This window comes from Anabaenopsis elenkinii CCIBt3563 (assembly GCF_015245355.1).
GTDB classification, from domain to species: domain Bacteria; phylum Cyanobacteriota; class Cyanobacteriia; order Cyanobacteriales; family Nostocaceae; genus Anabaenopsis; species Anabaenopsis elenkinii.
Window position 1 is genome coordinate 3,579,114 of sequence record NZ_CP063311.1, and the last position, 25,475, is coordinate 3,604,588.

General features: G+C 40.1%; 20 protein-coding genes and 5 pseudogenes. 15 read left to right on the plus strand and 10 right to left on the minus strand.

Translation table 11 applies throughout. The annotated features are described in order from the left end of the window. Window positions 1-45 precede the first annotated feature (45 nt). The 4 genes from IM676_RS15570 (at window position 46) to yhdJ (ending at window position 4,375) form a co-directional block, all read left to right on the plus strand. The gene (locus IM676_RS15570) at window positions 46-2,517 is read left to right on the plus strand and encodes an ATP-dependent Clp protease ATP-binding subunit (RefSeq protein ID WP_200990235.1); all 2,472 of its coding nucleotides are present in this window, start codon (window positions 46-48) and stop codon (window positions 2,515-2,517) included. A gap of 179 nt (window positions 2,518-2,696) precedes the next feature. Then, window positions 2,697-2,954, plus strand: a complete 258-nt coding sequence (locus IM676_RS15575; RefSeq protein ID WP_200987732.1) for a type II toxin-antitoxin system HicA family toxin — start codon at window positions 2,697-2,699, stop codon at window positions 2,952-2,954. Continuing rightward, window positions 2,951-3,304: a type II toxin-antitoxin system HicB family antitoxin gene (locus IM676_RS15580; protein WP_225880382.1), complete on the plus strand. Its 354-nt coding sequence runs from the start codon at window positions 2,951-2,953 to the stop codon at window positions 3,302-3,304. The genes IM676_RS15575 and IM676_RS15580 overlap by 4 nt, the downstream gene beginning before the upstream one ends. A 177-nt stretch (window positions 3,305-3,481) precedes the next feature. Then, window positions 3,482-4,375, plus strand: a complete 894-nt coding sequence (gene yhdJ / locus IM676_RS15585; RefSeq protein WP_200987733.1) for an adenine-specific DNA-methyltransferase — start codon at window positions 3,482-3,484, stop codon at window positions 4,373-4,375. Between the two features lie 156 nt (window positions 4,376-4,531). Here yhdJ and IM676_RS15590 read toward each other — a convergent pair whose 3' ends face one another. Next, window positions 4,532-5,095 (minus strand): TspO/MBR family protein, encoded by a 564-nt coding sequence (locus tag IM676_RS15590; protein ID WP_225880383.1) that lies wholly within the window; start codon window positions 5,093-5,095, stop codon window positions 4,532-4,534. A gap of 511 nt (window positions 5,096-5,606) precedes the next feature. On the opposite strand from IM676_RS15590, the gene IM676_RS15595 reads away from it, so the two are divergent. Beyond that, a complete protein-coding gene (locus tag IM676_RS15595) occupies window positions 5,607-5,822 on the plus strand; it encodes a hypothetical protein (RefSeq protein ID WP_200987734.1) in 216 nt (71 codons plus the stop codon). Window positions 5,823-6,102: 280 nt separating this feature from the next. Here the strand turns inward: IM676_RS15595 and IM676_RS15600 are convergent, their stop codons facing one another. Both IM676_RS15600 and IM676_RS15605 read right to left on the minus strand, forming a co-directional pair. Continuing rightward, the gene (locus tag IM676_RS15600; protein ID WP_200987735.1) at window positions 6,103-6,942 is read right to left on the minus strand and encodes a hypothetical protein; all 840 of its coding nucleotides are present in this window, start codon (window positions 6,940-6,942) and stop codon (window positions 6,103-6,105) included. 34 nt (window positions 6,943-6,976) lie between these two features. After that, window positions 6,977-8,182, minus strand: a complete 1,206-nt coding sequence (locus IM676_RS15605; protein ID WP_225880384.1) for a reverse transcriptase domain-containing protein — start codon at window positions 8,180-8,182, stop codon at window positions 6,977-6,979. 282 nt (window positions 8,183-8,464) lie between these two features. On the opposite strand from IM676_RS15605, the gene IM676_RS15610 reads away from it, so the two are divergent. The 6 genes and pseudogenes from IM676_RS15610 to IM676_RS15635 all read left to right on the plus strand — a co-directional run. Beyond that, window positions 8,465-8,728: a ParB N-terminal domain-containing protein gene (locus IM676_RS15610; RefSeq protein ID WP_200990237.1), complete on the plus strand. Its 264-nt coding sequence runs from the start codon at window positions 8,465-8,467 to the stop codon at window positions 8,726-8,728. Window positions 8,729-8,777: 49 nt separating this feature from the next. Then, window positions 8,778-9,269, plus strand: coding sequence for a Dps family protein (locus tag IM676_RS15615; protein WP_200987737.1), 492 nt, complete (start codon window positions 8,778-8,780; stop codon window positions 9,267-9,269). A gap of 242 nt (window positions 9,270-9,511) precedes the next feature. Then, window positions 9,512-10,147, plus strand: coding sequence for a nucleotide exchange factor GrpE (gene grpE / locus IM676_RS15620; protein WP_200987738.1), 636 nt, complete (start codon window positions 9,512-9,514; stop codon window positions 10,145-10,147). 64 nt (window positions 10,148-10,211) lie between these two features. Then, window positions 10,212-10,406, plus strand: a pseudogene (locus tag IM676_RS15625) (IS701 family transposase); the annotation flags it as partial. A 153-nt stretch (window positions 10,407-10,559) separates the two neighbouring features. Next, on the plus strand, window positions 10,560-10,865 hold the full coding sequence (locus IM676_RS15630; RefSeq protein WP_200987739.1) for a hypothetical protein: 306 nt from the start codon (window positions 10,560-10,562) through the stop codon (window positions 10,863-10,865). A gap of 202 nt (window positions 10,866-11,067) precedes the next feature. Then, a pseudogene (locus IM676_RS15635) lies at window positions 11,068-11,265 on the plus strand (IS4 family transposase); the annotation flags it as partial. Window positions 11,266-11,560: 295 nt separating this feature from the next. Here the strand turns inward: IM676_RS15635 and IM676_RS15640 are convergent. The 3 genes from IM676_RS15640 to lepB all read right to left on the minus strand — a co-directional run bounded on the left by IM676_RS15640 (window position 11,561) and on the right by lepB (window position 15,468). Beyond that, complete coding sequence (locus IM676_RS15640; protein WP_200987740.1) at window positions 11,561-13,297, minus strand: R3H domain-containing nucleic acid-binding protein; 1,737 nt, start codon at window positions 13,295-13,297, stop codon at window positions 11,561-11,563. Window positions 13,298-13,361: 64 nt separating this feature from the next. Continuing rightward, window positions 13,362-14,459: a circadian clock protein LdpA gene (gene ldpA / locus IM676_RS15645; protein ID WP_200987741.1), complete on the minus strand. Its 1,098-nt coding sequence runs from the start codon at window positions 14,457-14,459 to the stop codon at window positions 13,362-13,364. 385 nt (window positions 14,460-14,844) lie between these two features. Then, complete coding sequence (lepB, locus tag IM676_RS15650; protein ID WP_200987742.1) at window positions 14,845-15,468, minus strand: signal peptidase I; 624 nt, start codon at window positions 15,466-15,468, stop codon at window positions 14,845-14,847. 254 nt (window positions 15,469-15,722) lie between these two features. On the opposite strand from lepB, the gene IM676_RS15655 reads away from it, so the two are divergent. Continuing rightward, complete coding sequence (locus tag IM676_RS15655) at window positions 15,723-17,042, plus strand: dihydroorotase (RefSeq protein ID WP_200987743.1); 1,320 nt, start codon at window positions 15,723-15,725, stop codon at window positions 17,040-17,042. A 1,567-nt stretch (window positions 17,043-18,609) separates the two neighbouring features. Continuing rightward, window positions 18,610-19,131 (plus strand): annotated as a pseudogene (locus tag IM676_RS15660) (IS4 family transposase); the annotation flags it as partial. 129 nt (window positions 19,132-19,260) lie between these two features. On the opposite strand, the pseudogene IM676_RS15665 reads toward IM676_RS15660, so the two are convergent. Further along, window positions 19,261-19,425 (minus strand): annotated as a pseudogene (locus tag IM676_RS15665) (WD40 repeat domain-containing protein); the annotation flags it as partial. Between the two features lie 239 nt (window positions 19,426-19,664). On the opposite strand from IM676_RS15665, the gene IM676_RS15670 reads away from it, so the two are divergent. Then, complete coding sequence (locus IM676_RS15670) at window positions 19,665-20,267, plus strand: hypothetical protein (RefSeq protein WP_200987744.1); 603 nt, start codon at window positions 19,665-19,667, stop codon at window positions 20,265-20,267. A gap of 75 nt (window positions 20,268-20,342) precedes the next feature. Here IM676_RS15670 and IM676_RS15675 read toward each other — a convergent pair whose 3' ends face one another. Beyond that, a complete protein-coding gene (locus IM676_RS15675; protein WP_200987745.1) occupies window positions 20,343-21,356 on the minus strand; it encodes an IS701 family transposase in 1,014 nt (337 codons plus the stop codon). 863 nt (window positions 21,357-22,219) lie between these two features. On the opposite strand from IM676_RS15675, the pseudogene IM676_RS15680 reads away from it, so the two are divergent. Beyond that, a pseudogene (locus tag IM676_RS15680) lies at window positions 22,220-23,086 on the plus strand (WD40 repeat domain-containing protein); the annotation flags it as partial. An 81-nt stretch (window positions 23,087-23,167) separates the two neighbouring features. On the opposite strand, the gene IM676_RS15685 reads toward IM676_RS15680, so the two are convergent. Beyond that, window positions 23,168-24,748: an Hsp70 family protein gene (locus IM676_RS15685; RefSeq protein WP_200987747.1), complete on the minus strand. Its 1,581-nt coding sequence runs from the start codon at window positions 24,746-24,748 to the stop codon at window positions 23,168-23,170. A gap of 122 nt (window positions 24,749-24,870) precedes the next feature. Next, window positions 24,871-25,416 carry a nucleotide exchange factor GrpE gene (locus IM676_RS15690; RefSeq protein WP_200987748.1) on the minus strand — a complete coding sequence of 182 codons (546 nt, stop codon included), beginning with the start codon at window positions 25,414-25,416 and terminating at the stop codon, window positions 24,871-24,873. Window positions 25,417-25,475 lie beyond the last annotated feature (59 nt).

The following is a 25,475-nucleotide window of genomic DNA, read 5'->3' on the forward strand; positions in this document are numbered from 1 at the left end:
CTAAAATCAGCATACCGGCACGACGCAGGTGATGGGAAAAATGCCATGTTTGAACGCTTCACAGAAAAAGCCATTAAGGTAATCATGCTGGCCCAAGAAGAGGCCCGCCGCTTAGGTCACAATTTCGTCGGAACCGAACAGATCCTCCTGGGTCTGATTGGGGAAGGTACGGGAGTTGCAGCCAAAGTGTTGAAATCAATGGGTGTCAATCTCAAAGATGCCCGGATTGAGGTAGAAAAAATCATAGGCCGGGGTTCGGGCTTTGTGGCCGTGGAAATTCCGTTTACGCCACGGGCAAAGCGTGTACTAGAGCTATCCTTGGAAGAAGCGCGCCAATTAGGGCATAACTACATTGGCACCGAGCATCTGCTGTTGGGCCTGATCCGGGAAGGGGAAGGTGTAGCAGCCAGGGTGCTAGAAAACCTAGGGGTAGATCTGTCGAAGGTACGAACCCAAGTGATCCGAATGCTGGGAGAAACAGCAGAGGTTTCAGCCACTGGGCCATCGGGACGCACCAAAACTCCCACCTTGGATGAGTTTGGGTCGAACTTAACCCAAATGGCGACGGACAACAAGCTAGACCCAGTTGTAGGACGGGCTAAGGAAATTGAGCGGGTAATCCAAATTTTGGGTCGGCGCACTAAAAATAATCCAGTATTAATCGGTGAACCAGGGGTAGGGAAAACAGCGATCGCCGAAGGTCTAGCATCGCGCATTGCTAATAAGGATGTTCCCGACATCCTGGAAGATAAGCGTGTTGTAACCCTGGATATAGGTTTGCTAGTAGCAGGGACTAAGTACCGCGGGGAGTTTGAAGAACGGCTCAAGAAAATTATGGATGAAATCCGCTCGGCGGGTAATGTCATCCTGGTAATTGATGAGGTACACACTCTCATCGGTGCTGGTGCTGCAGAAGGAGCTATTGATGCAGCTAATATCCTCAAACCGGCTTTGGCTAGGGGTGAGTTGCAGTGTATTGGGGCTACTACTTTAGATGAGTACCGTAAGCACATTGAACGAGATGCGGCTCTAGAGCGACGCTTCCAACCAGTGATGGTGGGTGAACCCTCTGTAGATGAAACTATTGAAATCTTGCACGGGTTGCGGGAACGGTATGAGCAACACCACAAGCTGAAAATCTCTGATGAGGCTTTGGTGGCGGCGGCTAAATTATCAGACCGTTACATTAGCGATCGCTATCTACCAGATAAGGCGATTGATTTAATTGATGAGGCTGGTTCTAGGGTACGTTTGATTAACTCCCAATTGCCACCCGCAGCTAAAGAGTTAGACAAAGAACTACGTCAAATCTTAAAAGAAAAAGACGACGCTGTGCGCTCCCAAGACTTTGACAAAGCCGGGGAACTGCGCGATCGGGAAATGGAGATTAAAGCGGAAATTCGCTCTATCGCCCAAGGAAAAACTAGTGCTGGTAGCAACCAAGGTGAGGAACCTGTAGTCACTGAAGAAGACATTGCTCACATCGTGGCTTCCTGGACTGGGGTACCAGTAAATAAGCTGACGGAATCGGAATCCGAGAAGCTGCTGCATATGGAAGATACCTTACATCAGCGCTTAATCGGTCAAGAAGATGCAGTCAAAGCAGTTTCCCGCGCCATTCGCCGCGCTCGTGTCGGTTTGAAGAATCCTAATCGACCCATCGCTAGTTTTGTCTTCTCCGGTCCAACTGGGGTAGGTAAAACTGAGTTGGCTAAGTCCTTGGCTTCTTACTTCTTCGGTTCTGAAGAAGCAATGATTCGCCTGGATATGTCGGAATACATGGAACGCCACACCGTTAGTAAGTTGATTGGTTCGCCTCCTGGTTATGTTGGTTACAACGAAGGCGGTCAGTTAACTGAAGCTGTGCGTCGCCGACCCTATACTGTGGTGCTATTCGACGAAATCGAAAAAGCTCACCCCGATGTCTTCAATATGCTGCTGCAAATTCTGGAAGACGGTCGGTTAACGGATGCGAAAGGTCGCACGGTGGACTTTAAGAACACTTTGTTAATCCTGACTTCTAACATAGGTTCTAAGGTAATTGAAAAAGGCGGCGGCGGTATCGGCTTTGAATTCGCTGATGATGCGACAGAGACTCAATACAACCGCATTCGCTCTCTGGTGAATGAAGAACTCAAGCAGTACTTCCGTCCTGAATTCCTCAACCGTCTGGATGAAATTATCGTCTTCCGTCAATTGAGTAAGGCTGAGGTGACGGAAATCGCCGAAATCATGCTCAAGGAAGTATTTGGTCGTCTGACTGAAAAGGGTATCACTTTAGAGGTGAGCGATCGCTTTAAGGACAGACTGATTCAAGAGGGTTACAGTCCCAGCTACGGCGCTAGGCCATTACGTCGAGCTATCATGCGCTTGTTAGAAGATAGCCTAGCTGAAGAAATTCTCTCTGGTCGCATTAAGGATGGTGATACAGCCTTAGTTGATGTTGACGAGAGTGGTAACGTTCAAGTTAGTGCTGAACAGCGCCGCGAGTTATTAACTCAGGGTGTTGATTCCTAGTTAGAAATTATCAAACTGAAATCAGCGGTGGGGAATTTCCGTTCTCTACCGTTTTTTTTGTGAAGCACTAGTCATCATCTTCAACTAATCTCGGATCAGGTATATGGAATAATGTAACTAATTCTAGTTGCACAATTTTTCTCAGGACAGATAATGGAAGTAAGCAGTCGGGACTTATCATGACCCGCAGGGAGAAATTAATTAAGCGGTTTCTTAGTATTCCCAAGGATTTCACCTGGGAGGAGTTAGTTACTTTGCTTTCGGGGTTTGGGTTTGAGGAGGTCAGCACGACGGGAAAAACGGGAGGTTCTCGGCGGCGTTTTCTCAATGATGGGGGAGTGATTATTACTTTACATGAACCGCATCCTCAAAATATTCTCAAACGATATCAGATTGAACAGATTATCAAGATTCTCCAAGGGGAAGAATTGCTATGAATAACATGATGCAATACAAGGATTATTTCGGGTCGATTCACTATAGTGATGATGATAAAATCTTCTACGGACAGGTGGAACATATCCGCAGTTTAATCAGTTTTGAAGGGGAAGATGTGGCTAGTCTCAGGGCTAGTTTTGAGGAAGCAATTGATGATTATTTGGCTCTGTGTGCAGAAAAAGGGATTGAGCCTGAGAAGCCGTTTAAGGGTAGTTTTAATGTGCGTGTAGGTAGCCAACTTCATCGTCAAGCGGCTTTATTTGCTCAACAACGGGGGGTGAATCTCAATAAGTTGGTGACGGATGCACTGGAACGTTATCTGAAAGGGGAATCCTTGGAAAATGCTTGAGGAATTGCGGATTTGAAGTACCAAAAAACAAAATTAAGTATCGCCTAACCATGATTTTATGTTTTGATACTATTAGTTGTGATATTGAAGTATGGATTGATCCGATGTGATCACCTCCATATATTCTTTCATTGCTTTTATGTTTATGTAAACATGGTAAAGTTGTCAAGGATAATTATGATTGAGCGCTACCAAAATCAACAACATACCATTTTTCATGGTGATACTATCAGCACCTTATCAAAATATATTCCTACAGATTCCGTAGATTTAATTTTTATTGATCCTCCCTATAACATAGGTAAGCAATTTAGCAATTTCCATGATAAATGGGAATCAGAAACAGAATATTTAAATTGGTCATATCAATGGCTTGATCAGTGTATTCGCATTCTCAAACCAAATGGGACAATTTATCTCATGACCAGCACCCAAGCAATGCCTTATTTTGACATTTACCTGAGAAAAAAGTTAACTATTCTCAGTCGCATCATATGGCATTATGATAGCTCCGGAGTACAAGCTACAAAATACTTTGGTTCAATGTATGAACCCATTCTTCATTGCGTCAAAAATAAAAACAATTATATTTTTAATAGTGATAATATTAAAATTGCCGCCAAAACAGGCGCACAACGTAAATTAATCGATTACAGAAAATCTGTACCTACTCCTTATAATACGGAAAAAGTCCCCGGTAATGCTTGGTATTTTCCCCGTGTGAGATATCGCATGGCGGAATATGAAAACCATCCTTCACAAAAACCGGAGTCATTACTAGAAAGAATTATTTTAGCAAGTAGTCATGAGGGAAGTTTAATACTTGATCCCTTTGCTGGTACTTTTACAACTGCTGCGGTAGCTAAACGGTTATGGAGAAAATCTATCAGTATTGAACTACAGGAAGAATATTTAAAAATTGGTTTGAGACGGGTTTTAGAATTACTAGAATATAAAGGAGAGCAACTTTTACCACCTCATAAAAATCATCAGGTTAAAAATAAAAATGGTCAAGAATTAAATTTGGATGTGATAAAAAGTAATATTTTTGAGGCGAATACTACAACATAATTTCACAGTCATTATAAAGGAAATTATCAAATATTTTAAATTCTTCAAATAAGAGGTAGAGAATAATTTTTCCCTACCTGTTTTCAGGTATCTTGAATCCACTACTCAAAAATAAAGTGAGATTCTCCCTTGTTTTCCCAGGTAAATTTTCATTATTTATTTCTCCCCAGATGCAAGCTTTAAGGGATACAATGGCTCTGAGCCGTTTAATTGCCAAATTCTCCACACTAGTACAGCAGCTACAGTTAACCAAACACAGGAAAATGATAAAATCATCCCTGCTAAAGGATTAGTTTCCCAATAAATTGCTGTCACCACTAGCGCAGACAACCAAGGACCTAAAATCACTACCGGAACAGCAGCGCCTAATCTCCGTTCTACGGTAAAAATTGTATTCCAAGTATCCCCTAGAGCTAGATGTACCACAAACAGAATTAAAGGTAATACCAAAAATTGGTGATTCATTGTTTGCCAAACTAATACAGAGGAAATTACCCGTAAAACTGCTATGATCATCCAAACGATGGGAAATGCTAAAGGTGGCGGAGACCATCTGGGTCTAATTACTTGGTCATAGGTGGTACGAGAACGAGTATTATCTAAAAGGGAAAAAATCCGGGAACGGATACTTAAGACGGCAAAAAATAATGCGGTTAATGCAGTGCTAACCCAACTGGGGAAACCGGAATTATGATCAATGAATATGATTAATTTTTCCATTCCCAGCAACACAAGAATCATCACTGCTATTTGTAGGATAGTCCCTAGTTTATAAACTAAAACTGCGTTGATATCTAGTTCTTGTGTGGTCGCTGTTGAGGTGTTGGGGGGTTTTGTTTACCAGGTTTGACCCCCATAACTGTGTTGACAAATTTTTCCAGTATTCCCGTTTTGGCTTGGTTCATAATCAAGAGATGGTGAGTAGTTGGTAAGTATTAACAATAATTAATTATATATTAGGCTTTTTTGCATTGAGCTATAAATAAAAAATCATTTGAGAGTTACTAATTGAGTAATATGATAACTTAATTTATTCTTTTATCAATAAACAGTGGTAATTATTTCATTAATTATGATCTAAAACTTACCGAAAACCAGAGTGATAAAAATATTCTCATTGCTGCCTGTTTACATCATGAGTATGTTAAAATTATTATGGTATTTGTCCGGGTATAGCAAATCATTATATCTTAAGATACAATGAATATAAGTTAGGAAATCCTGTGAATTTATGGAAGTTTCAAAGTTGACTATAGATAGCAATAAGAGCCAGCAAGAGACAATCATACCTAGAAAAATCACTCATATTAACCGTCGTGAGTTTATGAAGTTACCCTTAGAAGAAAGGCGACGTATATTAGCGGAACAAGCCGAATTAATGTTAATGCACTACCAGCACAATCAAGAATGGCAAGAATTACAGACAGGAGACTTGATTGATTATTAGTTCTTCTGTCCCTAGACGGGGTGATATTTGGCTGACTAATTTTGATCCAAATTTCTTGATATATCAAAACAATAGGGATATACATATTAGATAAATTGCGTTATTTCCAATCATCTATGTTTCAAAAAATCAGTTATGTTCATTGGTTCGAGTATATGATCTTATATTGAATATTTTACGCATTTTATAACTTTTTTTCAATAAATATGTAAGGTGTTGTATCTAAATTAAACATTTCTGTTATCAAACAATTAATAATTATTTATCTTGCACTTGCTGGTTAACATAAATTACCTATTTCCTTAACAAACCAATCTAAAGTTTCTCGGACATCTTGATAGTTTTTTTCTTCAAAAAATTTCTTTAGTTTATTCTCAGGCTGGGGACTACATGCAATCGCTTTGAAATTATCACCTAACTTGTATCGAAATATATCTTTTTGATTGTTAATATACTCTATAATTGAGTCATGTATTAAATATTTAGGCTTCAATTCATACATTGTAATATACGCGTATTGACCTTTATGTTTAATATCCGGATTTTTATCTCTAGCTATGTTTACAAATTCATTAAATATACTTTTTATGTCATTTTTGGAAACCTCATTTTTTAGATTTTCAAGTTTTACTTCTATGGATTTACCTTTATATTCAACCCTTTCTGGTATTGATTTTCCATTAGTATCTGGATGACTAGCAATATCTCTGATATCCATGATATGAGTAATTATATTATATTCTTTGTCATTATAATAATTAAACTTTTCTTTTCCGACCCTTAAACTTACAAAAATAGATTTTAGTTTCTTGAATTTACTATTTTGGCTTTGATCATAAAGATTAAGTAAAATTTCTATTTGCAAGTAAATTGTGCGGCAATATTGGACAAAATCATCACTTATGATGTGATGACATAACTGTTGATTATATTCCTCAAGTGATTGTCTGATTTCCTCTTTTTCTGATCCCTTTAGCCAATCATAAGTTGAGTAATCTATTAGATAGATTTTATTTGAATCTAGCTTAATTTCTTGCTTAGATATTTTTTCTATATATGAGGAAATACTTCTCAAATTCAAGTTAATTTCGTTTAATATGTTTAAAGCTTTTGTGTCCATCAATTAATAATAACCTTTTTTGGAGTATATTACTTTACCACTTTTTCAGAATATTATACTGAGTAATGAATTTATTATAGATAGTATCATCCTTACCTTTGACTACTCCAATGAACTCTATTTTCCCCCGCAGGACTTGCTTAAAAGTTGGTTTTGCCTTCTGGGGTAATCTATTTTTAAATTCATATTTAGATAAATATTCTTTCTCCGCAGCTTCAAGTCCAAACTTAGCCCAAGCGTGGAGCATAGCGCGAACTTGACGCACGTAAGTACGGTCAACGTTAGGAAAAACATTGGTTGTTAACCCTGTAACTTCTTGATGATTTCCCCTGGTTTGTAATCTGACTTTACTTTGATTGATTTCAAACCCATTGGTATTAATGATGTTTAATAGACTATTGCCAATAACTAATTTTTCTCCATCTTCATCATTAGTTATATATGCCAAATCTCTAGGGAATTGAGATAAAGTTGTTGAGAAAGTAATATCATCGGCATATCTGGTATAAGTTGCTTTACAATCTTTAGCCAACCTCTGTAATTGACTATCCATCTTGCCACAAATCATATTACTAATGATTGGTGAGGTTGGCGCACCTTGAGGTAAGTGATTGTTATGACAGCAAATTTGAGCTAACACTGTAGCGACTTCTGGATGTAATCCGTAGGGGGTAGCCATGAACATACCCCGCACCCGACCAAAATTAATACTAGGGAAAAAATCTTTTAAATCAATATTGAGAACATAGCGTTTTTTGACATGAGCTTGAGCATTGGTAACAATATTTTTGCCCATGACAAAGCCATGTACTGATGGTTTGATGTCATAAACTGCTTGTAAAACTTGATTCAGTTTGCTTTGGATAATTTTCAGCGCAGTTATGGGAGTTGTTATTTGACGGATACCACCAGACTTTTTAGGTATACCAAAGCTTTTATAACGCTCTTCAGGTGTAACCAGATATATATGATAAATCAGACGAGAATAAGAAATTTCTAAAAGGTCAGCTATCTCTACTGGTTGTTTGAGAGAGTAAAATTTTTCTCGCAACAACTCAGGACTACGCTGGAGAAATAAGTGGGATTTTTTTGGCACTTTGTCTGTAGTAGATAATAAAAAAATATCACTTGCGGGTATATTCTCGCTTATTCGACTCAAGATAAAGCAGTTGTCAGGATGGACATCTGGGTTAAAGCTAACCGTGAAATACACCGTCGCAGGATCAACAACGGAAATCAATACTTGTTACCGCAAGTGATTTATATGACTACTATGGTAAATCACTTTAATATGTGATTTAGAACTATTATACAGCAAAAAACAGACTATTGACGAAAATATACTCGTGTATCCTGGATTTTATCCGATCGCATGACTTAACACCCGTTCTTTTAAATTTTGTCAAGGCGATCGCATACTTTACGGTAAGTAGTTATTTAATATACATTTACAATTTTTTACTCAACTTAATTGTAAATCAAAGTCATAACGACTATGATTAAGGCAGGAGAGGAAAGAAGGATGATGAGAGTTGAAGAAATCCCCTTAAATCAAATCAAACGCCCTTTACCCCGTGTCAACGACCCTGATAAAGTCCAAGCCTTAATGGAGTCTATTGCAGCGATCGGACAACAAGAACCCATCGATGTCCTAGAAGTGGAGGGACAGTATTATGGCTTTTCCGGTTGTCACCGTTATGAAGCTTGTCAGCGCTTAGGTAAAGTAACAATCAAGGCCAGAGTCCGTAAAGCTACACCTGGGGTGCTCAAGATGCACTTAGCATAATGGGATAGATGTTAGCTTTGTAAAACATATAAGTAAAGAGGAGAAAAATATGTCATCTCAAGCAACAGCTAAAAATGTCAATATCGGTATTGACGACGCCAGTAGAGCGAAAATTGCCGAGGGGTTATCTCGTTTATTGGCTGACACTTATACACTGTATCTCAAAACCCATAACTTTCATTGGAACGTTACAGGTCCAATGTTCCAAACCTTACATTTGATGTTTGAGACACAGTATACAGAACTGGCTTTAGCAGTAGATTTAATTGCAGAAAGGATTAGAGCTTTGGGATACCCAGCACCGGGAACTTACAGCGAATATGCTAAACTCAGTTCAATTGCGGAAACTGCGGGAGTTCCTAAAGCTAAGGAAATGATTAGCTTGCTGGTGGAAGGACAAGAAGCAGTAGTCAGAACCGCACGCTCTATTTTTCCTGTACTGGAAGAGGTGAACGACGAACCCACCGCCGACTTATTAACTCAACGGATGCAAGTTCATGAAAAAACCGCTTGGATGTTGAGAAGTTTACTGGAAGATTGACATATTCACCGACCTTCAAGGTCGGTGATTCTTGACAGTTCACAGTAACTCGCTGCCGAAGCAGTCTTATAGTCACTCCCTGTCCATTTAAAGTCGTGCCGATGCCCCATGCCGACTATTGGATTTTAGCTTTTTGTTGTTTTTTAGGCAAGTTTTTTTCCAAGAATCAAGAAAAGCCGTCGTAGAACAACGGGGTTTTAAACCCATTTTTTCGATAAGTTAAATATGTCACAGCTTAACCAATGAGCAATCACACCCAAAAGCTGCAAAATTTGATGCAGCGTGTAAATATTCCTAGTTTTAAAGCATTAAGTCGTGATGCTGGGGTTTCAGAACGGCAAATTTTACGACTGCGACAAGGGAAATTAACACAGATGCGGGTGGATGTGCTGCTGAAGTTATCCCAAGTTCTGAAGATTTCATTGGGTGAATTAATAGAGACTTTTTCACCGGTGACTACTCAGGATGACCTACCCCGGAGCCAAACGGAGATAGAAGCATTAAAAACAGAGTACCAGCGATCGCAACAGCAATTAGAACAACAGCGAGAAATGTTAATACAGGAGTTCCAGCAGTCCAGTTTACAACTGCTGGAATCTTTATTATTACAATGGCCCACAGTGGCGCAAAAAGCTGAGGAAAATCCCCAGTTAGCTGCAATTAAAATTGTGCCTTTGGTGCAGAAACCCTTAGAAAGACTGTTACAGCAGTGGGGAATAGAGGCGATCGCCCCTGTGGGAGCAGAGGTAGCATATAATCCCCAAATGCACGAATTAATAGAAGGGACAGCAGAACCAGGCGCAACAGTGAAAGTACGTTACACGGGCTATATCCAGGGACACAAGCTACTTTATCGAGCTAAAGTCAGTCTAGTTTAACCCCCTTTTATCACTCTCGCCAAAGTATAATCAAGCGCGATCGCAAAAACAGCAGACAGAGAGTATGGTTGAGCCTCGCCGAAGCGCGCCTACAGCAAAATTTGTGGACGAATACTGCCAATTGTATCAAAACCTATTTCCAGAAGTTAGAAGCTTTGAAGCTTTTAAGTACCTACCCGAAATATCAAAAATTGTAGGGCTTGATAATCATCAAGGATTACACCATTTTTTAACAGAATCCCCCTGGGATGTCAAAGAATATAGCTCTCGTAACGCTGTCATACTTAAGTATTTTTTCTACTGACAGGATACCGTTACGTGGGCTTTCTTACTTTTCAGACATCCTCTAAGAAACGAGATTGTCAACCGGGATTGCTATATAATACTTATAGTGAGTAGGACACAAATAAAAATGTCAGAAAAAACTTTTGATATTGCTTACTTATCTGAAAATTTACTTGATTTATTATCAGATATTCAAAATCATGTGGAAATTACTCTAACTCGTCAGGGCGTTCCTTGGGCAAAAGTTTTACCTCTTGAGCCAGAAGACTCTACAGTTGAAAAAGCGGGTTTAAATCATGGCTCAATGGCGATGAATGGTGAAGAAGTCTTAGAACCAAGAGTTCCAGGTTTTTGGCAAGGACAAGTTAAGATTTCTGAGGATTTTGATGATACTTTGGAAGAGGTGATTGCTGCTTTTTATGGTGAAGACTAATGAGTTTTTTGTTAGATACTCATATCCTGTTATGGTTCTTAGAAAATGATTATAAGTCACAAGTGTTGAATGTTAAGAAAGAGGTGATAAAAATAGCCCAAAATATGGTAAATTTTGGGCGAAGAATTAAAATGAATTAATTGATAATGATTATAAATTCATTTCCCAAGATTGTCAAAGACATCCTCAGACCGTTGCCAAAAATCGATTAATTAGCAAAAATGTTAATGGTATTGCTATACAAATCTATGCTAGTCTCATTGCTTATCTAATTTTACAACTTGTATCTGTTCCGAAAGAATGGGGTGAAAAGATGTTAGATAAATTCCGCTATCTTCAGGCTTGTATGTGTCAACAAATCAGTTATGTTCATTGGATGGAAAATATTATGAATTGCTGACATTTTTACCCTTGATAAGACTACTATACTTGAATATGTAAAGTTTTGTAACGAAATTCAACACTTGTGATTAGAGAGATAATATGTGGGAAAAAATCAGAAATTAGATATTGGCAAATAACGACAATTATCTGACAGTTTTTTTCAACTTCAAATGCTTGTCAATAATCTAACTCCTTCAATTTTTCAAAACTGCAATATCCCGTATTTCCACTTTTCCTCTGCCTAGAGTGACAAAAGAGGGTTAATAGGGGATGAGGAAAGTAGGGTAATTTTCCCCATCCCCAGTTTTGAATTAAGCTGGATAAATCCGTAAGCGGCGATTTGGCTCTTCCCCAAAACTATCAGACTTGAGTCGATAATGTTCTACCAATTCATGCTGCATTTTTCGTACTTTAGAAGAACGGGGTAATAACTCTACAGGCTGTCCTTTGGGAATGACAATCTGTTCCACAGCCAGTCTAGCTTCTTCTAGGGCGTCCACCTCATCATCAGTGCCACTGTGTAAAAACAGTTGTAGCTCTTGATCATCAGTGATTTCTGGGTCTTCCATGTTCAGCAACCGCCGCAAGCCGCGGGTAATCTGGGGAATTGTACTAGCCTTAATCATATGAATTGGCACATGGCGGGCTTTAGCCATTTGCCTGAGTTTGGCTTGGTTTTTCACGTGCGATCGCAGTGCTAAAATTGCATCAGCCGTGTCAATGTCTTTAGTCAAAATCACTGGCAAATTTAATACACCAATCACCTGTTCTAGTTGGTGACGACTGACACCATAGGGATAAATGTGTAGTGGTAAATCTTCACCATTGGGGCCAGTGTATCTACTGGTCTTGACATCAAAACTCTCAGAATAGTTGAAAGACTCATCGAGCAACCGGTCAAACTCAGTAGCTCCAGTTACCCGCTCCCGCTCTAAAGACAGGGGAGGCAATGCTACCATTTGTCCTGATGAACGCCAGCCATTAGTTGGTCGAACTGGTGGCAAAGATTCCTCCGTGCTGGGAAACTCCCCACCCAGACCTTTAACCAGGGATAACTGCCGTGTAATGGAGACCTTCCCCTGGTCATCTACGGTTCTAGTTTGTGGGCTAGGCTGACGACCTCTCAGGAGGGTATCTACAGTATCAGCTACACTTTCATGTATTACCCAACGCTGCCGTTCTAACATTTCTACAGCAATTTCAAAAGTCGGTGGAGCTTTGCGCTCCAGAACAGTCTTTTGACTACCCCGCCTTCTAGCCTCGTCATCCCCTAAGGTCACAGCCTGAATACCCCCAACTAAATCAGAAAGGGTGGGGTTTTTAATCAGGTTAGCAATTTGATTACCGTGGGCTGTCCCTACCAACTGTACACCCCGTTCCGCAATGGTACGAGCGGCTAAAGCTTCTAATTCCGTACCAATTTCATCAATGACGATCACTTCTGGCATATGGTTTTCCACTGCCTCAATCATCACCTGATGCTGTAGTTCTGGTTGTGCTACCTGCATTCTACGAGCGCGACCAATAGCAGGGTGAGGTACATCACCATCACCGGCGATTTCATTAGATGTGTCTATAATCACTACTCTTTTACGGAAATCATCTGCTAAAACCCGGGCAATTTCTCTTAAGGCTGTGGTTTTACCCACACCTGGACGCCCAAGCATCAGAATTGATTTACCAGTTTCCACTAAGTCGCGGATCATGCCAATGGTGCCGAATACTGCCCGACCTACACGACAAGTCAAGCCAATAATTTTACCACTGCGGTTACGAATAGCGCTGATGCGATGTAAGGTGAGTTCAATTCCGGCTCGATTATCCCCGCTAAAAATTCCCACTTGCTCAATACAATGGTCTATTTGTGCTTGAGTCACCGGTGTTTCGCTCAGATACTCAGCTTGATGAGGAAAGCGAGCCTCTGGACAACGACCAAGATCCAAGACCACTTCTACTAAATTATCTCGTTGGGGATGACTCTCTAGAACTTTCTGCAGGTCGTGGGGTAAAATGTCTAATAACTTTTGAAGGTCTTCTTTAATCGTCATGCTTTCTATGGTGACCTTTTGAGAGATAACGTTTACACTCAGGGCAGCGGAAGTGAACCAGGAATTATAGCTCCTGCTGTGACTTGATCTGGGAAACTAGGGAATGGGCAAGCTTGACTGCTCGCCAGAGTAATTCGGGTTCTTCTTCTAGGCGCGGTTTGGCCTTAACACTGGTTTGACTCACCTCCTGATTCTCTAACTGTTCGAGAACTGGTGACAGCAGCACACGGGCGTAGCTACCGTAAGCGATGCCAGAAACATGAGCACTGTTGAGAGATTTCAATAGCCCCATTGCTTTTAACTTAGCAACTGTGTAGCTATTAGTGCCACCTGCTAATTGGACATACCCCGGTAAGTTAGCTGTCAAAACTTTTTGCCCTAATTTCACCGTTGCTAAGGTGGTGCCATCCCCAATATCACCACTCATAGGGCGGCCGTCTGTTTGCCAAATTAAGGAACCAGATAATGGTGTGATTATTTCAGTAATTTTTCGGAGGTAGTCAATTATTCCCTCTCCATCTGGACAGCTAATGGCTACTACCTGGAGTTGGTCTGCCCATGGTGAAATTGTTTGCCATAATTGCTGAAATTCTGCCAAATTTCCGACTTTTGTATGAATTTCTAAGGCATCTACTACCCTGGAAATCACTAATGGTGCGATCGCTGTCCCACTGGATATATAAGATTTAGTATAAATTTTACTATATGGGCAAATCGGTATGCAACGACCGCATCCGTAACATTTTTCCCATTCCACCCCCGAAAATTCACTGCTACTGTTGAAGACAATGGCTTGTGCTGGGCAAATAGTTTCACAGGGTCTAGGACAATCTGCGGGACACTCACTAGAGTTAAACTCGGCTTTACGAAAATGGGGATCTTCGCCATCGTTCAAGCTCACCATCAAAAAAGGTATGTTGCCCTGATAGCCATAACCCCTCTGTTTTGCATCCTTGACTAAACTCTTGGCTACTTGTAACCCTTCCTGGGCTGCAGCGATCACAGCAGGGTCAGCAGCCACATCTATACAGTCAGCACCTGCCAAGGTATAGGCTAATGTTAAACTTCTCACGGCCGGCAGATGTTGGTAGCTGGCTCCGCATATCAGTTTGAACCAGTTTCCTGCTTTCAAGGATTGTAAAGGGGCTAACAAATCAGTCACATTTCTATTATGCTTTTATGAAACTAAAAATAGTAGTCTCGAATATATAAAAAAGTCTTGATTTTCTGATCTTGAGTTCTTAGTAGTTAGAGTCTCATTGTTGTCAATGGTCTGTCAACCCTCTATAGTCAGATATTTGGCTGCGACTATTTGATTTTTCAGCCAAGGGAAGCCATCAGATGAGTTGCGGGTTTGACGACACCCCTGGTGATTAACGTCGCAGGCCTATGGGTGGACTGAAAACGAGGATATGACGACTAGTTAATATTTGATACTAGTCATTAGTACCGAAAAAAATCAACCCAAGTGATTGGGCTGCATTCCCAGGGAGTGGTATAATTGACTCTAAGTGGACAATATTGGCTAATTATTGGCTAATTATTGGCTAATTCAGTCCCCCTATATTATTGAGAGGCCAAAAGCGAAGGACGGCACGACCGATAATATTCTCCCGGGGGACAACACCCCAGCAGCGGCTGTCATAGCTACTATTGCGATTATCACCTAAAACTAAGTAGGAGTCAGGGGGTATGGTTTGCGGTTGTGCTAAGTATGCTTGCTGAGAAGCTGACATACAAACATCAATTTCTGTACGCTGGGTAGGGGACAGGTAGTTAATTTCCTCTAAGGGTTGATTATTAATATACACTTGCCCATCTTTGAGTTCTACCTTTTCTTCAGGTAGGGCTACTATACGTTTAATAAAGGCATCGTTATATTCTTCTTCTTGTAGTGTTTTTGTGGGAGAAAAGACTACAATATCTCCCCGCTGTGGTTGAGAAAACCTATACTTCAACTTATCGACAATTATCTTGTCTGCTTTCCATTGGTCGGGAGTACCATTGAGTGTAGGCTCCATAGAACCCGAAGGAATCCAACGAGCTTCAGCTACAAAAGTACGAATGCTTAGAGCTAGCACAATGCTTAGTACAACTGTTCTAGCTAGTTCGGCAAGCCAAGAATTATCGGATTGTTGAGCGGATTTGTTATCAGACACTTGATTTCTCATGAAATTACTGAAAATTTGGGAGGGGTACAGTAATTAACTCCTTGGGGGAGAAGATATTCTTCAATCTTAACGAGTAAATTCTGTTTTCCGACTTGAAGTTAGCATTGATCATAGAGGGGTTGAGTAATTAAGAATTAACTTTTTGTGCTCTTGGATGCCAAAGCTATTCAGGATATGTAAAAATAAATCGCAACAAGGGTAATCAAGTTTAACCTCAAAGCACGAGTACCTATCCACATCCTGTTAACATCATCATGTCATCTCCACAAAGTTTACTAATTCACGGCGCTAATATTATTCTCCCCAATGGTGAGTCAATGGTGGGAGATGTGCTAACGCGCGATCGCCAAATAGTTGAAGTTGCGCCCCAGATTTCCACCGCTGCAGCAACTACAGAAATTGACGCTCAAGGGTTAACTTTGTTGCCGGGAGTCATTGACCCCCAGGTGCATTTCCGTGAACCGGGTCTAGAATATAAGGAAGACTTGTTTACAGCCAGTTGTGCCTGTGCCAAAGGTGGTGTAACTTCCTTTTTGGAAATGCCCAACACCCGGCCTCTGACTACCACTCAGCAAGCTTTAGATGATAAGTTGCAGCGTGCAGCCAGTAAGTGCGTGGTTAATTATGGCTTTTTCATTGGCGCTACCCCTGAGAATCTGCCAGATTTACTTTTGGCAACGCCGACACCAGGAATTAAAGTTTTTATGGGGTCGATGCATGGTCAGTTACTCATGGATCAAGAAGAGGCTTTAGATGCTATATTTGCTCGAGGCGATCGCTTAATTGCTGTTCATGCGGAAGACCAAGCGAGAATTAACCAACGTCGTCAGGAATTTGCCGGTATTCATGATCCGGCGGTTCACTCTCAGATTCAAGATAATCAAGCGGCACTTTTAGCCACTCAATTAGCATTAAAACTTTCTCGCAAATATCAACGTCGTCTGCATATCCTCCATATGTCCACGGCGGAGGAAGCTGAGTTACTACGTCAGGATAAACCTAGTTGGGTGACAGCAGAGGTAACACCACAGCATTTGGTATTGAATACTAGTGCTTATGCAACAATTGGCACTTTAGCCCAGATGAATCCACCCTTGCGATCGCCCCACGATAATGAGGTACTGTGGCAGGCTCTGCGAGACGGTGTGATTGATTTTATTGCTACAGACCACGCCCCCCACACCTTGGCAGAAAAGGCTCAAGAATACCCCAATACCCCCTCTGGAATGCCGGGGGTAGAAACTTCTCTCCCAGTGATGTTAACTGCGGCTCAGGAAGGTCGCTGTACTGTGTCTCAAGTGGTTAATTGGATGTCTCACGCCGTAGCGGTGGCCTATGGTATCCCCAATAAGGGGGCGATCACTCCTGGTTACGATGCTGATTTAGTTCTAGTAGATTTAAACACCTATCATCCCGTCCGCCGGGAGGAACTCTTAACTAAGTGTGGTTGGAGTCCTTTTGAGGGCTGGAATCTCACAGGATGGCCTGTAACCACTATTGTCGGTGGTGAAATTGTTTATGACCAAGGCAAAGTAAATACACAAGTACGGGGACGGGCTTTAAGCTTTATGTAGTTAATAGTAGTTTTGATGAAGTAAGTAGCTATTAGAAAACCTAACTGTGTAGGAGCTACTTACTTAAAAGTTGCTTTAAAGCCTTTTTGAGGCTAATGAAGTACACACCAGTTTGTTCCCTGTTCCCTATTCCATTTTCCCTAAAACTAAAAAACTTTGTAAATCACGATCATGGGAAATGCTATATGTCAATATATAATCTGATGTTTATACCTATTCTGAGCTACATAAATTTATAAGTATAACTTCTAATAAAAATCATTTAAATAAATTAATCTCATTCATTTACCGTCAGTCACTGTTGGTCTGTATATCCCCAATTTCACCGGGGAATACTACTGAGGAAGAGAAGTTCAGGATTTAATTTTTAAATATGAGTTTTGTATTGAAACTATCCGGATTTTGGATTTAAACAACGTATTCAATAAGTAGGGTTAAGTAAACGGGCAATTTTTTTCAAAACTATGTTTGATACATATAAGAATTTTGTATTCATTTAATTGAACCGTATCAAAACTTAATTCTGATATTTCTGATTATTTTTGATTTTCTTCCTTAACTTTGCTGACCAACTTAAGAGTAGGGAGCAAATCGGAGCAAGACCAGATGAATCAGCATCCTATAACACAAACTTAATCACTATTTATCGGGATAATTAAAACAATGAAGCAATAGGAATAACAGTAGTGGCGGCAGATAAAAAAAGAGTGTAAGTATTAAAAACTGCTGGCAACTTCACGGATATTGCTGATAAAAGCAATCTTGTTGGATGGTTTGAGTTAGTTAGTATTCATCTATTGCCATATCATTTGGCGAGAATAGGTAATCCTAGTTAACTGCAGTAAAAAGCTAGTATATGTCAATTATAACCAGTTCAGATGTTCAGGAATATTTAATTGATTTTGGGATCATGAAGACAAAAATCATAACTGTCAATTTTGCTGATGAGCGTGGTAGTGGTAGATAGGACGAGTAGAAAATGCTCCCTCTCTTGTAATAGACTCTACGCCAAAGAGTATCGGCATCAATGGATACACATTTTTGGGTTTTAGTTTGAGATTGGCAACTTTAGATGCAAAATGAAAAAATCCTGAATCCTACATCTAAAAAACCAACTCTTAGATTTCTATGGGGTTTTGAACACAATCAAAAAATCTCATCAAATCTACTCATTTACCGGAAAAGATATAGACTTTAACGGTCAAATATGTTACGTCTATTCATTTTTTAGGTAATAATCGAGCCTAAAACACCTAATAGTAGGGTGATTTACACCCAATCTCAAAGCCTGTGGAGAAAGGTAGTTCCGACACTTCCCGGGTAAAGTACGGAAGTAAACTATCTCAAATCTACTTTTTCAAAGTAGATTTGAGTAGGTTTTAGATAACGTCAGCTCAAAAAGATCCAGTTTGGTTAACCTATTGTGGTGCGGGAATTTTGCCATAGGTGTCAAGTTAAGAAAAATGGCTTAGTGTCAAGAGGGTAAAACTCATGCTTAAACTGAATATAAGGGTGTAGAGAAGAAGCATGAGTAAACCCAGGAAAAAGGCAGGAAATCCAGACTTTCGACATTATTCAAATGGGATTGCATCATACAAACCCCTGTCGCCATCCCATGCGTCAAGTATCTGTATTATGGGGCAAGACTTGGTATCACTACTTAACGAATGTTCTAGACCCACAACAACTTTCGGCACAGGAAGTTTGTGATTTATATCGCCGACGCTGGCGCATTGAAGACGCATTTTTATTGACCAAGAGGTTGTTAGGTTTGTCTTATTTGTGGGTAGGTGGGACTAATGGTGTCCAGATGCAAATCTATGCTACCTGGATTTTTTCCGCCGTTCTCAATGACTTGTCTGCGGATGTAGCGATCGCTTTACAGTAACCTTTAGATCGTATCTCTGTGGAAATGGTATTCCGCAGTTTGTATTTTTTTGACCGCGCACTTTTACTTAACCCGGAGTTACAACTTATTCCTTGGCTTGTAGAACATTATCGTTCTATGGGTCTGCTCAAAGCCGTTCGTCAACGACACCGACGAACGGCTGCTAGGTCACTTGACATCTGGGTTGATGCCTTAACTTGACACCTATGGCAAGATGCCCACCCCACAAAAGTTTTATCATTTATATCTGTACTTCTGATTCGGTGCAAGGTGCTGTAAATATCCCGCCGGGGTGATTATCCCCTATAGTTCAGAATCTGTATAGGTTAATTAATGCCTTTGCCAAATCTTGATGGTTTCATCCCAACTCCCAGAGGCTAAGGTGCGACCATCTGGGCTGAAGGCTACTGAAATAACCGCATTTGAATGTCCGGTGAGGGTACTGATTTCCTGACGGGTGGCTACATCCCACAGTTTGATGGTTTTATCCTTTGAATGGAAACAATTGTAGATGCTCAAGGTGGTTATGGTGCTTATGGAATTTTTAATGTTCCCGGTAAGGGTGTAATAAAAATGAGTGCCGGTTGTGATTGTGAATTTGATAAAACATCTGTTATTGAATATTTACAAACAACTGAATTACTTAAATAATCAAGATAAATTATTGATTTTATTATACTGATTATTTAGGCGATCGCCATTTCCAATACACCCCCAAATTCTTAAAGGAAAACATGAACTTAAAACGATTATTATTAACCGCAGCGATAACCACCGCTTGTATTGTCAGCACCAACTTACAAGCTAAAGCTGATACCTACCGTGCGGGAAAATTCACGATTAACATATTCGACACTGAAACCACCAGAGTCTATGTTGGCTGTGACCAAAAAAACCGATGTATCCGATTAGAAGACGGTACAAACTGGCGTGATCAGGGTTATCGGGGTACTACATGGGTAAACGGGGATTATTATTACTCGGTTTCCTGGAAGGAAGATTCTGATGAGGGTATGTACCTAACCATTGTTCACAACAATAAACGAATATTACGTGAAAAAATGGTAGCAATTGCAGAAAACCTACCTAAAGTTGATGCAAAAGTAGTTACCTGGTGTGATGTGGTCAATATCAAAACTGGACAATTAGCACTGCGGTTTACTCCCAACGGTAAATCCAGAGCAGGTCTAAATAATGGCAATGAAGTTTTGTTACACAAACAACAAGGCATCTGGGCTTATGTAACTGTGTTTAAAGGACCGAATAAAAAAGTTGAGGGGTTGCAAGGTTGGGTAAATTCTAATTATTTGACTTGCACTCAAGAAACGATTGATTAAATTTTGAATATTACAGGACTTACGCAACTGGCACAAACAGGGAGAGGGGGTAGCCGCGCCACGCGACAATTTAAATTAAACCAAGTACATAGAAATACTTGGGCGTTTGAGTTGCTGTATTAAATAATTAGACAGCAAATTATGCTTGATTTGATAAACAGTTTGTCCAGTTTGATAGGCTAAATTCTTTAATCTAATCCAAACCAACATTGCACAAGCAATATGATTTCTTTGAAGCCTAGCTTGACGACATTGACAAGATTCAATGCCTGTTAGTTGTTTAATCTCTCTGTGAAACTCCTCAATTTTCCACCGAATTTTACACACTTCTTGTACAACATTCGTGGAACTTTGAGATAAATCGTTGGTGGCGACATAATCCGTTCTGTTATTAGAAACAGCAACCCGGAATAATTTCACTTTTTTCTGGGCGGGAAATCCTTTAATTTTTATGATTTTACCACATTCTAATTCTTCTTCGCTCCATTCTAATAATTCAATTCGTTTATATTTTTCTTTACCCAATCTATCATCAAATAACCGATTATTTTTTAAAGGGCAATAATAAACTTTCTCTAGACTATCAATATAAAGCATTAAACTGTTTACCGCATACCACGTGTCCATCAAAACCGTATCAAACGGTAAAAGCTTTTGATACACCAGGTTTGACAGCATATCTTTCACATGGTCTATCTTGGTTTTACCATCCACATCAGGATTAAAAATTCGATAATCTACTACCCAAAATCTTTTAACTTGAGGATTCACATATACACAACTAACCACACCAATTCCTTTGACTACCCCATGTTCATTCCCACTATATTGTCTCCTCACCATCTCTATTTCTTGAGAATATCTTTTGTCTAAAACGCTATCATCAAATATTATGTAACCATTGGCATCTCCCTCAATTATGTCTTTCACATTTTCCCATAGTAACCGGGGTGTTAGCTTTTCTCTCTTCAAATAATAATTAATTGCATCATGGCTAATCTGCTCTAAATGCTCTGCTAAATTGGTAATCGTGTAATTAATTTGACTGCTTAATAAGTATTGGCAGTAATTAAGCTTTGTAAATCTCATGCTCATCACCAACATTCTCTCTTAAAGGATGTTTGGAAAGTGTTAAACAGGTAATTTTTATATTAGGGAACAGGGAACAGGGAACAGGGAATAGGGAGGAGGGAGCAGGGAGCAGGGAATGGGGGATAGGGAATAGGGAATGGGGAACGCACAAAAAACAATAAAATCCAGTTCCCTCCCCTTACAATGGGAGGGTTAGTGTGGGGTGAAACAATAGTTGATACACTAATCATACCTTTTAAAACATCCTCTTACACCCTCTACCTATTTTCTCATGAATCGCTATCTGAATCTGGTTTTATTCATACCTTTCTACTATCAACTACACTAGGCATCCCCCCGTGTCCTTGACATCACTTATATAATACCAATGTCCTTTCATTTTGCGATTGCTACACACAGATGCAAGCAGCGCTTCGCGATCGCCTGTGCTAGTTGCGTAAGTCCTAAATGCTTGACAATTACCTTTACACCTGACAAGTATTGGGTAACACGTCATTATATAATGTCCCCAAGACTAAATTAACTACCAGTGGTAACCTAAGATGAACGAGCCACAACCAGGGAAATTTGATCTAGTACTAGGTGGTACTGGTAACGCTCCAGAAAATGCCCTGGTCTTAGGGGGAATCCAAGGGGCGCAGCAGAGGTATAAGAACCCTGACCCCAATGTGAGGATAAATGCCATATCTCAAGCCTTGAACTATGGGGACGATGGGGTTAAATTACTTCTCCAAGCTTTAAATACAGATGAATCAGATGATGTCAAGGATGCGGCTTATAATCTTCTGTCCTCTAGAGACAATAAGTCTATTCAGGTCATTGATGCTTTAAAAGCTTATGAACTATTTTCATGGCGAGAAATCGCCACCCTCACCGGACATTCACATTACGTTTATTCAGTAGCCTTCAGCCCGGATGGTCGCACCTTAGCTTCTGGGAGTTCCGATCAAACCATCAAACTGTGGGATGTCGCCACCCAAGCGGAAATCACCACCCTCACCGGACATTCACATTACGTTGAGTCAGTAGCCTTCAGCCCGGATGGTCAAACCTTAGCTTCTGGGAGTTATAAAACCATCAAACTGTGGGATGTCGCCACCCGTCGAGAAATCGCCACTCTCACCGGACATTCATACGAGGTTAATTCAGTAGCCTTCAGCCCCGATGGTCGCACCTTAGCTTCTGGGAGTCGGGATTACACCATCAAACTGTGGGATGTCGCCACAAGGCAAGAAATCGCCACCCTCACAGGACATTCAGATTACGTTCTTTCAGTAGCCTTCAGCCCAGATGGTCGCACCTTAGCTTCTGGGAGTTCCGATAAAACCATCAAACTGTGGGATGTCGCCACCCGGCGGGAAATCGCCACTCTCACCGGACATTCAGGTTCGGTTTTGTCAGTAGCCTTCAGCCCAGATGGTCGCACCTTAGCTTCTGGGAGTAAAACCATCAAACTGTGGGATGTCGCCACTCAAGCGGAAATCGCCACCCTCACCGGATATTCAGATTGGGTTTGGTCAGTAGCCTTCAGCCCGGATGGTAAAACCTTGGTTTCTGGTAGTGAAGATAAAACCATCAAACTGTGGGATGTCGCCACCCGGCGGTCAATCGCCACACTCACCGGACATTCAGATTGGGTTCGTTCAGTAGCCTTCAGCCCGGATGGTCGCACCTTAGCTTCTGGGAGTAATGATAACACCATCAAACTGTGGCAAAGGCGTTATTAATCCACATCCACAATCTTTACTGTAATTTCCTCAAACTTCCTGTAACTCACTTTCCAATACTATTGATTCCGGATTGCCATATTACCGCAACTTATAAATTTCTCCTCTATCAACCAATATTTCTCCCGTCAACAAATCCTTCACAGTAGCTAACAAAATCCGCCGAGAATCGACGTAAAATAACACAGATATCCGATCAACTCTTGCTTCTCCGGGAGGATTAAGTTTAGCCACACAAACCTGTTGATGCTGACTATCTAAAGAACGATAACATTCTTGGTATTGGAGATTACTGCTAGTCATTCTTCCAGAGGCATCAAAAGCAATTTCTGTTTGCGCCATAGCGCCTAACTCACCAATATCTAAACAAATCTCCCTTTGTCCATGATTTGCAACTTGTAAATTTAACCATCCATCAGACTCACAAGGATATTTTGTACCTTGTGCAAATAAGCAATGATAAGTATAACTTTTACTGTAAGCATCCCATAAACGAATCGCGTAACTGTGACGCAGAAAATCATCAATTTCTGTAAATTGCCTCACCGCTAAAGCACCATGACACACCGCATCAAAGGGCTTATTAAGCTTGACCTTATTCTTACCAAAATATGATATAATAATTTGTTGAACTGCGGGAATTAAACAACTTCCTCCTACTAACAAAACTTGCTCAATATCATTTTTAGCAAAACCCTTTCTCAGGGCAAAACCTAAAACCTCATCTAACGCATCGCGTAACTGTTGTAAAAATTGTCGATATTCTAAAATTTCCTCCAACTTTTTACGAGTAATTTTTAACTCATAAGACATAAAAGATTCATCATCAAACCAGCTTTCGGCTACAGATTCATTTCTGGATAATTGAATTTTCAACCTTTCGGCAATTTCTAACAAATTTTGATAACTAATTTTCCCAACTTGTTCAGTTGTTAAATTTTGAGAACGTAAATAATCTTCAACTATCCAAACATCAATATCTTCCCCACCTGTATAAGCTTCAGATTTAGCTAAAACCTCAGCGCGTAAATTTTCACTAGCATTAGCCACAGTTCGGACTAAACTTAAATCCAGAGTTCCCCCGCCAAAATCTACCACTAAAATTAAAGCACCGGGATGTTTAACAGCATATCCCAAAGCCGCAGCAGTAGATTCATCTATAACTGAGACTTGAGGAACATTTAACTTTTCACCTAAACTTCTAAACCAATCTAAATAACGTTCAAAAGCACCAACAGGAACCGTAAAAATTAAATGACTTGGCTGAATATTTTGTTTTTTAATTTCCGTCCAAATCCTCTGAATAAATAACTCAGATACACCAAGAGAATCATAATTTATCCCCTCAATATGTCGTGCTGGTGGTTGATAGTCTCCAGCCAAATCACGTTTAAACTTTTTAAACAAACGTTCAGGAGGGTAACTTTGAGAAAGTCCCAACCTTTGACTACGGACACCAGCACCCAATATGACCTGATGATCTGATTTAATATAGAGTAGACTAGGAATAACTGGAATTTCTAACCTCTCACCCTCAGCAGAAACACCAACAAATAAACTTGATAAATTAGGGAAACGTAAAGTTTTAGGTAGTTGAGTATCAGACTCTAAAATACTAACAACAGTATTACTTGTACCAAAATCGATAGCAACAGTCGTCATAATTCATTCATAGTAGCTTGGGTTAAAGGCAGTGCAACCCAACAAAACCGATAAATAATATTAAAATGTGGGTTGTGTAATGCAGGTGCGGGCAAGATATTCACCCGAAAATATTGTATAATTTAATTGTGATTATATCCACCGGGAAGAGTGCGACTCACCCTAGCTGGATAGAGAATTTTATCACCATCTTGATAACCAATAAAACGAATATAGACTAATTCACCTTCTGCAATATCATCACTATCAGCTTGATGTAATTGAGGATGATAATTCACCTGTTCCCAAGTTTCCCCAATGGAAGTATAACCCCAGCTAGAAATTAGATTATCTAAAGATGTAAATAGAGAAACTATATTTTTCGCAGGTAAATCAGGATTAGCTAAAGCCATTTTCTTAACTGTCGGATAGTTGCTGAGTAACGTTTGCAGTTGGGTAAAAGTTTCAGCTTGAAAATCACTGCGTAATTGTTGAGATTGTTGTTTTAATTCCTCTCGGATTCGCTGACATTGAATTTCTAAATCTTGGATTTGTTTATCTGTGTTGGGAGAAGCTACAGGTTGAGTGATATGAGGTTGATTTTCTCCTACAAACAAAAACCAGAAAATCAGATAAATAGCTAATACCAGAATTACACCAAAAGCAAGATGATTCAACTGTTCTAACATATTATTGTGTTTATTTAAAAAATAGAAAAGGTTTGACAGATGAAATCATTTGGTTGAGA